The organism is Arsenicicoccus piscis (assembly GCF_022568835.1).
In the GTDB taxonomy this organism is placed as follows: domain Bacteria; phylum Actinomycetota; class Actinomycetes; order Actinomycetales; family Dermatophilaceae; genus Arsenicicoccus; species Arsenicicoccus piscis.
In genome coordinates, this window is record NZ_JAKZHV010000006.1 from 45838 (window position 1) to 58088 (window position 12251).

General features: G+C 72.5%; 10 protein-coding genes, 1 tRNA gene and 1 other RNA gene. 10 read left to right on the forward strand and 2 right to left on the reverse strand.

The features are described 5' to 3' along the window. Positions 1 to 54 precede the first annotated feature (54 nt). Positions 55 to 1011: a formate dehydrogenase accessory sulfurtransferase FdhD gene (gene fdhD, locus MM440_RS11870; protein ID WP_241444511.1), complete on the reverse strand. Its 957-nt coding sequence runs from the start codon at positions 1009 to 1011 to the stop codon at positions 55 to 57. A 129-nt stretch (positions 1012 to 1140) separates the two neighbouring features. Between fdhD and MM440_RS11875 the strand changes: the two genes are divergently transcribed. From MM440_RS11875 to MM440_RS11900, 6 genes are all read left to right on the forward strand, one after another. After that, positions 1141 to 1569 (forward strand): DUF3052 domain-containing protein, encoded by a 429-nt coding sequence (locus tag MM440_RS11875; RefSeq protein ID WP_241444512.1) that lies wholly within the window; start codon positions 1141 to 1143, stop codon positions 1567 to 1569. A 65-nt stretch (positions 1570 to 1634) separates the two neighbouring features. Next, positions 1635 to 2114 carry a peroxiredoxin gene (locus tag MM440_RS11880; RefSeq protein ID WP_241444513.1) on the forward strand — a complete coding sequence of 160 codons (480 nt, stop codon included), beginning with the start codon at positions 1635 to 1637 and terminating at the stop codon, positions 2112 to 2114. A gap of 133 nt (positions 2115 to 2247) precedes the next feature. Next, positions 2248 to 2320, forward strand: a tRNA-Val gene (locus MM440_RS11885). 1 nt (position 2321) lies between these two features. Continuing rightward, positions 2322 to 3173 carry a Nif3-like dinuclear metal center hexameric protein gene (locus tag MM440_RS11890; protein ID WP_241444514.1) on the forward strand — a complete coding sequence of 284 codons (852 nt, stop codon included), beginning with the start codon at positions 2322 to 2324 and terminating at the stop codon, positions 3171 to 3173. Next, positions 3170 to 3910: a zinc ribbon domain-containing protein gene (locus tag MM440_RS11895; RefSeq protein WP_241444515.1), complete on the forward strand. Its 741-nt coding sequence runs from the start codon at positions 3170 to 3172 to the stop codon at positions 3908 to 3910. Before MM440_RS11890 ends, MM440_RS11895 begins: the two co-directional genes overlap by 4 nt. Before the next feature lie 3 nt (positions 3911 to 3913). Continuing rightward, complete coding sequence (locus tag MM440_RS11900; RefSeq protein ID WP_241444517.1) at positions 3914 to 5095, forward strand: bifunctional RNase H/acid phosphatase; 1182 nt, start codon at positions 3914 to 3916, stop codon at positions 5093 to 5095. On the opposite strand, the gene MM440_RS11905 is transcribed toward MM440_RS11900, so the two are convergent. Next, a complete protein-coding gene (locus tag MM440_RS11905; protein ID WP_277626655.1) occupies positions 5076 to 5822 on the reverse strand; it encodes a YaaA family protein in 747 nt (248 codons plus the stop codon). The genes MM440_RS11900 and MM440_RS11905 overlap by 20 nt on opposite strands. 51 nt (positions 5823 to 5873) lie before the next feature. On the opposite strand from MM440_RS11905, the gene MM440_RS11910 reads away from it, so the two are divergent. From MM440_RS11910 to MM440_RS11925, 4 genes are all read left to right on the forward strand, one after another. Next, positions 5874 to 7313: an RNB domain-containing ribonuclease gene (locus MM440_RS11910; RefSeq protein ID WP_241444521.1), complete on the forward strand. Its 1440-nt coding sequence runs from the start codon at positions 5874 to 5876 to the stop codon at positions 7311 to 7313. Positions 7314 to 7396: 83 nt separating this feature from the next. Then, positions 7397 to 10333 (forward strand): GGDEF domain-containing protein, encoded by a 2937-nt coding sequence (locus MM440_RS11915; protein WP_241444523.1) that lies wholly within the window; start codon positions 7397 to 7399, stop codon positions 10331 to 10333. Next, positions 10331 to 10716, forward strand: an RNA gene (gene rnpB / locus MM440_RS11920) — RNase P RNA component class A. Before MM440_RS11915 ends, rnpB begins: the two co-directional genes overlap by 3 nt. Positions 10717 to 10768: 52 nt before the next feature. Further along, positions 10769 to 12211 carry a GGDEF domain-containing protein gene (locus MM440_RS11925; protein ID WP_241444525.1) on the forward strand — a complete coding sequence of 481 codons (1443 nt, stop codon included), beginning with the start codon at positions 10769 to 10771 and terminating at the stop codon, positions 12209 to 12211. Positions 12212 to 12251 lie beyond the last annotated feature (40 nt).

Below are 12251 nucleotides of genomic sequence, written 5' to 3' on the forward strand. Positions count from 1 at the left end.
CAACCGGCGAACCGGATAGGGACAGTCTGGACCCAGTTGAGCCCTGGGTCACACTCAGAGCAGGGTTCGAGCCGGATCCGGCCTTGCTCGGGTGGGCGTTCGCACCCGCTCCGGGTGCGCGTAGACCGTGGCGCGTGGGCTGCGGGTGAAGGCCACGAGCGTCGTGCCCGCCTCCTCGGCGAGGGCCACCGCGAGCGACGTCGGGGCCGAGACGGCGACCACGACGGGCACCCGGGCGGCGACCGCCTTCGCCACGATCTCGAAGCCGGCCCGGGCGCTCACCACCAGCACGAGGTCGTCGAGGGGCCAGTGTCCCGACCGCGCCGCAGCGCCGATGACCTTGTCGACGGCGTTGTGCCGACCGACGTCCTCGCGCACGACCAGCACCTCGCCGGCGGGCGTGAACAGCCCGGCCGCGTGGGTGCCGCCGGTGCGGTCGAAGGTCGACTGGTGGGCCCGCAGCCGGTCGGGGAGATCGACCAGGGTCTCGGGGTCGAGCTGCACGGGCTCGACGGTCCCGGTGTCCCGGGCGGGGATCGGCCGCCCGAGCACGTCCTCGATGCTGCGTGACCCGCACAGCCCGCACGCGCTGGTGGGGGAGGAGGCGCGCTGGGACGCCGCGTACGCACGGGCGGTGAGCGCAGGGGCTACGTCCTCGCGGGCCGTGACGTCCACGACGTTGTAGGTGGGGCTGCCGGACTCGTCGGCGTCGACGCAGTGCATCAGGCCGAGCACCTCGTCGGGGGCGCTGATGAAGCCCTCGGTGAGCAGATGGCCGATCGCCAGGTCGAAGTCGTCACCCGGCGTGCGCATCGTCACCGTGAGCGGCTGACCGAGCACCCGCACCTGCAGCGGCTCCTCGACCGCCACCGTGTCCGGGCGCGCGACCTCGGTGACGGCGCGCTGCTCGTCGCCACGGTTCTCGCCAGCGCCCGCCTTACCGCCTTCGCGACCGACCTCGCCACCGACGCGCAGCCGCACGGACGGCACCCGCTGCGTCACTCGACCCATGGACCCACCCTAAGAGACTGCGCCAGGGGATACTTGCCAGATTCGCGTGCGCGCGGTGCACTGTGCGAGGAAAGATGACAGGTCGGCGCAGGTGAGCGCCGAGAACGCACAGGTGAAGGAGAGGAACACGTGGCACCGACCGCGCCGGCGGCGGCACTGACCAGCCAGCTGACCAAGCTGGGATTCACGACGGGGCTCGTCGTCCAGGAGATCGGCTACGACGACGACGTCGACCAGTCGCTGCGCGAGGCGATCCAGGCCGCGACCGGCGCCGAGCTGGAGGACGAGGACTACCAGGACGTCTGCGACGCGGTCCTGCTGTGGCACCGCGAGGAGGACGACGACCTGACCGACGCGGTGGTCGACGCGCTCACCGAGCTCGACGACGAGGGCTTCGTGCTGCTGCTCACCCCGAAGACCGGGCGGGAGGGTCACGTCGCCCCCAGCGAGATCGCCGAGGCCGCGACGACCGCGGGTGTGCACACCGCCGGCATGCTCAACGCGTGCGCCGACTGGGTCGGCACCCGGCTCGCGGCACCCAAGGGCCAGCGTCGCTGACCATCGCGCTGAACGTTGCTGAACGCCGCTGGGCGGGCTCGCCGGAGCGTGCAAGACTGGCCGCCATGAGCGACTCCACTGCATCGGTCCCCGAGGTCGGACAGCCCGCACCCGACTTCACCCTCGTCAACCAGGACGGCGAGCAGGTCACCCTGTCGTCCTTCCGCGGCGACAAGAACGTCGTCGTGGTGTTCTACCCCTTCGCCTTCTCCGGCATCTGCACCGGTGAGCTCTGCGAGATCCGCGACAACATCGCCGGCTTCCAGAACGACGCCGTCCAGGTGCTCGCGGTCTCGTGCGACCCGAAGTTCACCCTCAAGGCCTGGGCCGACGCCCAGGGCTACGACTTCCCGCTGCTCAGCGACTTCTGGCCGCACGGCGCCACCGCCAAGGACTACGGCGTGTTCGTCGAGGCCGCAGGCCTGGCCAAGCGCGGCACCTTCTTGATCGACAAGGACGGCGTCGTGCGCTGGACCCTCGTCAACGAGCCGGGCGAGGCGCGCGACTTCGCCGGCTACCACGAGGCGCTGAAGTCCCTCGACTGACCGACACCCGCCACGCACGCACCGCACGCGCACACCGCGCCGTGCACCGCGCCGTGCCAGGTGGGACGCGGTGGGACGACCATCGCCTCCCGCCTGGCACAATGTGGGGTCGGCACGGCTTGCGCGTGCCACGGGGCCTGTAGCTCAGCTGGTAGAGCACTGCGTTTACACCGCAGCTGTCGTCGGTTCGATCCCGGCCGGGCCCACATGTCAGAACCGACGACGCCCACGCTGCGCCAGGTGGTCGCCGTGCTCGACGGCCACTACCCGCCAGGCACCGCCCAGAGCTGGGACCGGGTCGGTCTCGCGGCGGGTGACCTGGACCAGCCGGTCCGCAGCATCCTGCTGGCCGTCGACCCCACGCTCGACGTCATCAACGAGGCGCGGGCGAGCGGCGCCGACCTGCTCGTCACCCACCACCCGCTGCTGCTGCGTGGTGTGAGCTCGGTCGCCACCACCACCGGCAAGGGGCGCGCGGTCACCGCGCTGCTGGTGCACGACCTCGCGCTCTACACCGCCCACACCAACGCCGACGTCGCGACGCCGGGGGTCTCCGACGCGCTCGCCGAGGCCGCGGGACTGCCGGCTGACGCTCTCGTGCCGCTCGCCGAGCCGGAGGGTCAGCCCCTCGGGCGGGTCGGCGACCTGCCCGAGCCGCTCACCCTCGCCGACTTCGCCGCCCGTCTTGCCAACCGGCTGCCCGCCGCCCCGGTCGGCCTGCGGGTCGCGGGCGACCCCGACCAGCTGGTCCGCCGGGTCGCCGTCGCCGGGGGAGCTGGCGACGACCTGTTCGAGGAGGCGCGCGCGTCCGGTGCCGAGGTCTACGTGACCGCGGACCTGCGCCACCACCCGGCCCTGGAGGCGCGCGAGGAGAGCCCGATGGCCCTCGTCGACGCCGGCCACTGGGCCACCGAGTGGCTCTGGCTCGAGGCCGCCCGCGATCGGCTGGTCGACGCGCTCGCCGCCGAGGGGGCCCAGGTCGAGGCGCGCGTCTCGACCCTCCCGACCGATCCCTGGACCTTCCTGGTCCCCACCCGAACCACCGAGGAGCCCTCGTGAAAGCCGACCCGTCCCGCCAGTGGCGCCTCCTGGACCTTGTCGACCTGGACACCCGGGCGGCCCAGCTCAAGCACCGTCGCACCGTGTCACCGGAGGCCAAGGCGCTGACCGAGCTCGAGGCCCGGGCGGGTCTGCTCGACAACGACCTGGTGCGCGCGCGCACCGCGGCCGGGGACATCCAGCGCGAGGTCGACCGCGCCGAGAACGACGTGCAGCTCGTGCGAGATCGCTTGTCCCGCAACCAGTCTCGTCTCGAATCGGGCACTGGCAGCGCCAAGGACCTGCAGGCCCTGCAGCACGAGAACGCCTCGCTCGAGCGACGTCAGTCGGCGCTCGAGGACGTCGAGCTCGAGGTCATGGAACGCGCTGAGGCAGCCGCCGCCGAGGTCACAAGGCTGGAGGCCGAGCGCAGCGAGCTCGGCGACCAGATCGGTGCGGCCACGGCCGAGCGCGACCGGGTCTTCGGCGAGATCGACCTCGAGGAGCAGGCCATCGCCGGACGCCGGCCCGACGTCGTGGCGGGCGTCGGCGCGGACCTCGTCGCGCTCTACGACAAGATCGCAGCGCAGGTCGGTGGTGCCGGTGCGGCCGCGCTCAAGGCGCGCCGCTGCGAGGGCTGCCACATGGAGCTGAACCAGGTCGACCTGGCCGCCATCCGGTCCGCGACCGAGGACGACGTCGTGCGCTGCGAGGAGTGCCGCCGCATCCTCGTGCGCACCGCCGAGTCCGGTCTGTAGACCGTGCTCGTCCTCGTCGTCGAGGCCGACGGCGGCTCGCGGGGCAACCCCGGCGTCGCCGGCTACGGCGCGCTGGTGCGCGAGGCACCTGACGGGGCGGTGCTTGCCGAGCGGGCCGCCCCGCTCGGCAAGGCCAGCAACAACGTGGCGGAGTACTCCGGGCTGATCGCCGGTCTGGAGGCGGCCATCCGCATCGGCGACCGCCGCGACGAGCCGATCGACGTCCTGGTCCGGATGGACTCCAAGCTGGTCATCGAGCAGATGGCCGGTCGCTGGAAGATCAAGCACGAGGACATGCGCCGGCTGGCGCTGGAGGCCACCGAGCTGTGCCGGGCGATCCGCTCGGGCGGCGGCTCGGTGCGCTTCGAGTGGATCCCGCGCGAGCAGAACAAGGCCGCCGACAAGCTCTCCAACGATGGCATGGACGGCCAGACCGTGGACCGCGACCTCGAGGAGGGTGACTCGGTCGAGTCCAGGCGCTCGGACACGAGTGTGCCTGCGGCTCAGGCAGATTCGCTGGTCGCGACTGGTCCGGCTGTCCCTGCGGCCACTCCGCCCGACCTCGGCCACCCGACCCGGCTGGTGCTCGTGCGGCACGCGGTGACGGGCTACACCTCGGCGGGTCGCCTCGACGGCCGCGGCGGGGCCGACCCCGAGCTCGACGCGACCGGGGTCGCCCAGGCGCAGTCGCTGGCCCGGGTCGTCCCGGAGCTGGTCGCCGGCAGCCCGCAACCGGTGCGGGTGGTGACGTCGGGGCTCGCCCGCGCCAAGGCGACCGGCGCGGCCATCGCCGCTGCGCTCGGGGTCGATGAGCAGCACGACGACGACTGGGACGAGCGGGCGCTCGGCGAGTGGGACGGCCTGACCATGGGCCGGATCGCGGTCCGCCACGGCCACGACCTGCTGCGGCTGCGCACCGACGAGGACTTCGCACCGCCGGGGGGCGAGTCGGCAGCGCAGGTGCGCACCCGGGTGCGCGCCGGCTACGCCAAGGCGGTACGCCGACGCGGGACCACGGTCGTGGTGGCGCACGGTCTACCGATCCGATTGGTGCTGGCCGACCTGCTCGGGATGGACTACGCGCACCAGTGGCGGCTCGACATCGCTCCGGCGTCGCTCAGCCTGGTCGACGTGTGGGCCGACGGGAACGCGAGCGTGCGCTTCCTCAACCGGCCGGGGGCCTGACCAGCAGGACGCTCGGGGTGCCTGCGCGTGCGCCGGCGTCCGGGGTCTGCAGCGTCACGTCGACGTGCGGCGCGAGCAGCTCGGCCAGCTCGGCGGGGGTGCGTGGGTCGGCCGGCTCCTGGCAGAGCAGGCGGGCGACCAGGCCGCGGGTGTGCTTGGCCATGTGCGTCGCGCCGGGCACCTTCACCTGCACCCAGCGAGCAGCGACGTCCGGCCGCCACGCCGCCAGGTAGTCGCTCGAGCGGCAGTCGACGACCAGCCCCCGCCCCACCAGCGGGTCCAGCGCCGCGCCGAGGTGGGCGCGCCAGTAGCCTGCGAGCGGGCCGACGCCGTCGAGGTTGACCCCCATCGCCAGCCGGTAGGGCGCGAGCGCGTCCCCCAGCCGCACCGCGCCGTAGAGGCCGGACAGCACGACGATCCGGCGACGGGCCCGGCGCAGGGCGGCCGGGTCCAGGCTGGCGAGGTCCAAGGCGTCGAACAGCACCCCGGTGTAGAACCGCTCGGCCGGTGTGGCGACCGCCTCCGCGAGGTGCCGGTTGCGCTCTACGGCTGCCGCGAGCCCCGGCGACACGCCGAGCCGCTCGGTGGCATCCGGCAGCGCCGACACGGCCGCGAGCGCCTGCGCCACCTCGGCGCGCGGGCCGCTCAGCTCGGGGAAGGACAGCCGGTCCGGGCGCACCGGCGCACCCCGCCGTCGGGGGGTCTTGGTCTCCGACGGGGGCAGCATGATCAGCACGCAGCCAGGCTAGACGCTGCGGCGGTGGGTACTGTGTCGACCATGGCGAGACGCTGGATCCACCTGACGAGCCCGGTCTCCGGGGAGGCGCTCGGCGCGGCCTTCGAGGCCGTCCGCAGCGAGCTGAAGGTGCCGGCGCAGTTCCCTCCGGAGGTCCTCGCCGAGGCCGACACCGTCGCGGCCGACCCACCCCGGGTAGACCGGGACGAGACGACGGTGCCCTTCGTCACCATCGACCCGCCGGGCTCGCTGGACCTCGACCAGGCCATGCACCTGGAGCGCGACGGGCAGGGCTACCACCTGCGCTACGCCATCGCGGACGTGCCGGCGTTCGTGCGCCCGGGCGGCGCGATCGACGCGGAGGCCCGCCGGCGCGGCCAGACGATCTACTGCCCGGACCAGCGGACCGGGCTGCACCCGCCGCGGCTGTCCGAGGACGCCGCCAGCCTGCTGCCCGACCAGGTGCGTCCGGCGTTCGTCTGGGACCTGCACCTGGACGCTGACGGGAGCGTGCGGGACCGGGCGCTCTACCGGGCCATGGTGCGCAGCACCGCCCGGCTGGACTACGCGAGCGTGCAGCGCGACCTCGACGGTGGGTCGGCCCCGGAGGTGCTGCAGCTGCTGCGCGCGGTGGGTCTCGCCCGGATCGAGCAGGAGCAGGCGCGCGGCGGCGCGAGCCTGCCGATGCCCGAGGAGGAGGTCGTGCCGGACGGCCACGGGGGCTACACCGTCAGCCTGCGCCCCCTGCTGCCGGTCGAGGACTGGAACGCACAGATCTCGCTGCTCACCGGATTCGTCGCCGCCGACCTGATGCTCGGGGCCAAGGTCGGCATCCTGCGCACGATGCCGCCGGCGCACCCGCGAGATGTCGAGCGGTTCCGGCTGCAGGCCAAGGCGCTCGGCGTCGACTGGCCGAGCGGACAGTCCTACGGTGACTTCCTGCGTGAGCTGGATCGCACCGACCCGCGCGAGCTCGCCGTGATCTACGCCGCGACCACGCTGTTCCGCGGGGCGGGTTACACGCCGTTCGACGGCACCGAGCCGCAGCCGCACGTCACCGCGCCGCTGCGCCGCCTGGTCGACCGCTTCGGGCTGGCGATCTGCGAGGCGATCGCGAGCGACCAGCCGGTGCCTGACTGGGCTCGCGCCGCGCTGCCGGAGCTGCCCGAGATCATGAAGCGCTCGGACCACCAGGCCAAGGCCGTAGAGCGCGCCTGCACCGACGCGGTCGAGGCCGCGGTGCTGCACGACCGGGTCGGTGACACCTTCGAGGCGTCGGTCGTCGAGCTCGACGACCGGGACGGCGGCGCGCAGCCCGACGCGCCCGACCAGCCCGCCGCGCCCGGGGGTCAGGTGCAGCTGACCGACCCGCCCGTGCTCGGACCCTGCGCCGGACCGCTCACGTTGGGGGCCCGCCTCACCGTCCGACTGGTCGAGGCCGACACGATCAAGCGCCGCGTCCGCTTCACCCCATCGGCCTAACAACGGTGCACACAGGTAATTTTCCAGCAGCAAAGCGTTGAAATTTTGATCACCGAGCCCCGGTGATCCGCCAGGATGAAGCGGTGCGGCTTCAGCGGATCTACGTCGGGCTCATGGCGAGCCTCGCCGTGGCCCTGCTCGCCCGACCCCTGATCCGGGCCGCCGACCAGAGCAGCTGGTCCATCGGCATCGGGGCCGTCGCCACCGTCGCCACGGTGCTGGCCGTGACCGCTGCCGCGTGGGTGTTCCGCATCAGGCGCGTCGGGCTGGTGGTGTCCTTCGTCGTGGCCGGGGTGCTGTGGTTGGGCGCCACCGTGATGATGTCCGCCGCCCCGGTCGCGGCGGTCGCCTGCAACCTGCTGGCTTTCCCCTTCGCGCTCGCCCCGCTGCTGCACATCGAACGCAGCCACCGGCACGCCAACCCACGCGACGCCCTGGTCGACACCTTGACGTTGATCGTGCCAGGGCTGCTGATCGTGTGGTCCTTCACCACGGCGCAGCCGCTGGCCCGGGGCGGGCTCGGGCCGACAGAGGTCAACCACTGGATCCTGCAGCTCACGAACCTCGCCATGCTCGGCGTGGTCGCCCGGATCGCCACGGTGGCGCCCGTCGGCAACGTGGCGGTCCGCTACCTGCTCGGGTCGATGGGGCTGGTGGTGCTCCAGGACACGCTCGGCTGGCGATACCCGGGAGGCGCCCTGGAGGGCCCGGTCTGGCTCGGACTGATCAACCTCGCGTCGTGGTCGCTGCTCGGTTTGTTCGCCCTGCACCCCTCGGTGACCGAGGTGACCGAGCCGGAGCGAGTCAGCGCGACGGTCTGGACTTCGCGCACCACCGTGCTGCTCGGCGGGGCCGCGCTGGTCGTGCCGCTCGTGCTGCTCTTCGGGCCACCGCACAGCAGGGTCAGCGACCTCCCGATCGCCCTCACCAGCATGGCCTGCGGCGGCCTGATCCTCTATCGGATGGGGTCGGTCGTGCGCAGCAAGGCGCGCGCCTCGGCCGGCCTTGCCGAGCTCGCCGACCAGGACGCGCTCACCGGCCTCGGCAACCGACGCTCGAGCGACGCCCTGCTGGACCGGCTGATCGCCGCGGCGGACCCCTCGACCGCGCTCAACGTCGTCCTGATCGACCTGGACTGGTTCAAGGCCTACAACGACGAGCACGGACACCAGGGTGGTGACCTGCTGCTCCGTGAGTGCGCGTCCCGGTGGACCAATCTGCTGCCGCGCGGTGCGACGCTGACCCGCTACGGCGGCGAGGAGTTCCTGGTCATCGACCCCGATGCCAGCATCGAGGGCACGGCCACCTTGATCGAGACCTTCCGTCATGCGCTGCCGCCTGGTCGCACCTTCTCGGCGGGCATCTCGCGCTGGAGCCCGGGCGAGCACCGGGTGGCGCTGGTCGACCGAGCCGACCAGGCGCTCTACGCGGCCAAGACGGCGGGCCGGGCGACGACCCGCGTCTCGGGCAAAGACCTGCCCGCCTTCGCGCCACCCATCGCCCCGGAGGTCCGGCGCCACCGCGACGACGACCACCTCGCCTTCCGGGTGGCGTGCCTGCTCACGGTGCTCATCCCTCTTGGTTTCCTGTTCGCCCCGTGGCCGCTCGCCCGACAGCTGCTCTACGGCTCCTCGATCCTGCTGGTGGTGCTGGGCTTCCTGCGCGCGCTCGCCCACGGTCTACAGCTGAGCCGGATCGGGATCCAGTGGTCGATGGTGCTGGTGACCTTCTGGGTGGCGCTGCTCGTCGCGCAGCTCAGTCCCCAGGTCGCGCTGCCCGGTCTCAGCATCACCCTGGTCGAGTCGCTGGGGGTGGTGTCCCACGTGCTCGTCATCCCGACGATCATCGCGCTGTTCCGGCCCTGGGGCCGCGGTTTCGAGCCGGACGCCTGGCTCGACACCGTGATCATCATCTTGCCCATGGGCCTGGTCGGCTGGGTGCTGGCCAACTCCCAGGATCTGCCGGCGCGTCAGGAGGCGGCCTCCAACACCCCGTGGGTGATGCTCGCGTACGCCGCCACCTCGCTGGTGATCGTCAGCCTGGTCACCCAGCTGATCCTGCCCAACGCCTTCCCGCCGATGGCGCTGCGCATGCTGGGCTGGGGTGCGACCTTTGAGTTCTTCGCCGACATGGCCGCGCTGATGCTGCCCGAGCACCGCTATCCGCTCGACACCGGCTGGGGGTTCCTGCACCTGCTCGCGATGGTGTGCATCGCCGCCGGGCTGGTGCACCCGAGCGTGCGGCTGCTGGGCCTGGACACCGGCACCCGGCACCGCAACGTCGTCCTGGAGCAGTTCGCGGTGCTCGGCGCGGCTGCCACGGCCCCGGGCATCGTGCTGATCCTGCAGGCCTTCGTGCTGGACCGGTCCTTCGACACCCTCGTCGGCATCGTCTCGGCGATCTTGGTCGGCCTGCTCATCACCCGGCTGCGGATCATGATGGCGGGGCTGAACCGCGAGGTCCGCGAGCTGGAGCTGGCCGCCTCCACCGATCACCTCACGGGCCTGCCCAACCGGCGCACGATCGACGCCCACCTGGCGGCCCTGTGTGCCGTCACCCAACCCGGCGGGACGCTCGAGGACGCGGTGCCGAAGGAGCTCGGGCCCGCCGTGGCGATGCTGGATCTGGACCGGTTCAAGGCGTTCAACGACCGCTTCGGCCACCCCCGCGGCGACGAGCTGCTGCACGGCTGTGCGCTCGCCTGGAGCGCCATCCTCGACCCGGGCCAGCAGGTTGGCCGCCACGGTGGTGAGGAGTTCCTGCTGATCGTGGAACGAGCCGACGCCGACACGACCCTCGCCGTCATCGCGGCACTGCGCGAGGTGATGCCGCACGGGCAGAACTTCTCGGCGGGCGTCGCGATCTGGGACGGTCAGGAGAGCACCGAGCACCTGCTCGGCCGGGCCGACGCCGCGCTCTACCAGGCGAAGGCCAACGGGCGCGGCCGCAGCGAGGTCGCCTCCGGTCGCACGCCGACGAACCCGGTCTCCGGCGGCGCGACTATACTTCGGCTCGGATGAGTCGGTCGGGCGATCGCGTCGTCGACCCTGCGGGGTCGGCGCCGAGGAACGTCCGGGCTTCGTAGGGCAGGGTGGTGGCTAACGGCCACCCGGGGTGACCCGCGGGACAGTGCCACAGAGAACAGACCGCCGACCGGCTGGGCGACCAGTCGGGCGGTAAGGGTGAAACGGTGGTGCAAGAGACCACCAGCGTGCCGGGTGACCGGCACGGCTCGGTAAACCCCACCTGAAGCAAGCTCAGACAGCACGCGTTCGAGGGCGGCCCGCCCGAGCGTGCGGGTAGAGCGCTGGAGGTGGTCGGCAACGGCCACCCGAGATGGATGATCGCCCGATCCGCCCGAGTGACGGATCGACAGAACCCGGCGTACAGACCGACTCATCCCCCTAGCATCGAAGCGGCCGGTGCACCGGCCGATGCACGAGGAAGGGGCGTCGATGAGCGTGGCGATCGTCACGGTGCTGGCAGGCAGTCACCTGCTGACCGTCGTCGCCGCCTACGTCGGGGTCCGTCGCCATCTCACCCGCCGCGGCTGGGCCTGGGCCCTGCTCGCCGCGGGGCTTCTGCTCGCCGCGGCCGGCACGCTCGTGAAGTGGACGCTCTTCCTTCCAGGCGCCTTCAAGCCCGGTCCGGTCACGCTCGTGCTTCCGGTCGCCGGCCACCTGATCTACGTGGCTGCGCTGGTCGCGTGGACCCGGCACAGCGGCAATCACGTGACCCTCGAGCGCGTGCTCGACGGCCTGTTCGTCATGGTGGTGCTGCTCACCCTCTGCTGGGTGATGGTCGTGGACCCCGCGCGGGCGGGCGGGGTGGCGCCCAGCGAGGTCCCGGTCTACCTGCTCTTCCCCGTCCTCGACCTGCTGCTGCTCGGCTGCGTGACGGTCATGCTCTCGGAGGTGGTCTTCGGGTCCGCCGCCGGGCTGATGATCGTGGTCGCCGCGTCGACACTGTTCTTCTCCGACCTCGCCGGTGGCCGCGACCTGGCCTCGGGCCTGCCGGTGGGGCTGCCCGTGGCCGCGCTCGCCGTCGCCAGCAACGTCGCCTTCGCCGTCGCCCTGCTCCTCGAGCCGCCCGAGGCCGAGCAGCACCCCACCACCACGCCGGCCGACAAGGTGGTGCGCCGACGGCTCGCGCTGCTCACCGTGCTCGGAGTGGTGCCGGTGGTTCTGCTCGTCGTGGAGGTGAGCCGTAGCCGCCTCGTCCAGGACGCCGAGATCGACCTGCTCGACATCCAGGTGCTCTCGGGCTCGATGATCGTGCTGCTGGCCGTGGCCTTCAGCCGGGTGGCCCGGATGGTCTCGACGGCCGAGAGCCTGTCCAGCGACCTGGCGTCGCTGGCGCGCAGCGATCACCTGACGGCGCTGCCCAACCGGCGCAGCGGCGACGCCGAGCTCGGCCGGGCCATCGACGCGGCCGCCGTGACCGGTGAGACCCTGGCCGTCGCCCTGCTCGACCTGGACCGGTTCAAGGCGTTCAACGATCAGTTCGGCCACCACGCCGGTGACGAGCTGCTCGTCAGCAGCGCCCAGGCGTGGCAGTCCTGCCTCGGGGTCGGACAGGTGCTGGCCCGCTACGGCGGCGAGGAGTTCCTGCTCGTCTGCTCGGACATGCCGGCCAGCTCGGTCGCGGAGGTCATCGACCGGATGCGCGGGTTCACCCCGCACGGGCAGAACTTCTCCGCCGGGGTAGCCGTCTGGGACGGGACCGAGTCTGCGACCCAGCTGGTCTCGCGGGCGGACGACGCGCTCTACGAGGCGAAGGAGAGCGGACGCGGCTGCACCCGGCTCAGCTACGGTCGCGAGGCGACCCCGCTCGAGACCGTCGCCCGACCGCGGCCCATGCCGGCCACCGGGCGGCCGTCCTTCGAGGACCTGCCGTGAAAGCCCCCACCGTCAGGGGACCTGCCGTGAGGAGCCGGTC

What these genes read in the sequence shown, in the direction of transcription:
- MM440_RS11890 (WP_241444514.1), top strand. Translation starts at nt 2,322, where the DNA reads ATGTCAGAACCGACGACGCCCACGCTGCGCCAGGTGGTCGCCGTGCTC.
- MM440_RS11925 (WP_241444525.1), top strand. Translation starts at nt 10,769, where the DNA reads ATGAGCGTGGCGATCGTCACGGTGCTGGCAGGCAGTCACCTGCTGACC.
- MM440_RS11880 (WP_241444513.1), top strand. Translation starts at nt 1,635, where the DNA reads ATGAGCGACTCCACTGCATCGGTCCCCGAGGTCGGACAGCCCGCACCC.
- MM440_RS11905 (WP_277626655.1), bottom strand. Translation starts at nt 5,822, where the DNA reads ATGCTGCCCCCGTCGGAGACCAAGACCCCCCGACGGCGGGGTGCGCCG.
- fdhD (WP_241444511.1), bottom strand. Translation starts at nt 1,011, where the DNA reads ATGGGTCGAGTGACGCAGCGGGTGCCGTCCGTGCGGCTGCGCGTCGGT.
- MM440_RS11910 (WP_241444521.1), top strand. Translation starts at nt 5,874, where the DNA reads ATGGCGAGACGCTGGATCCACCTGACGAGCCCGGTCTCCGGGGAGGCG.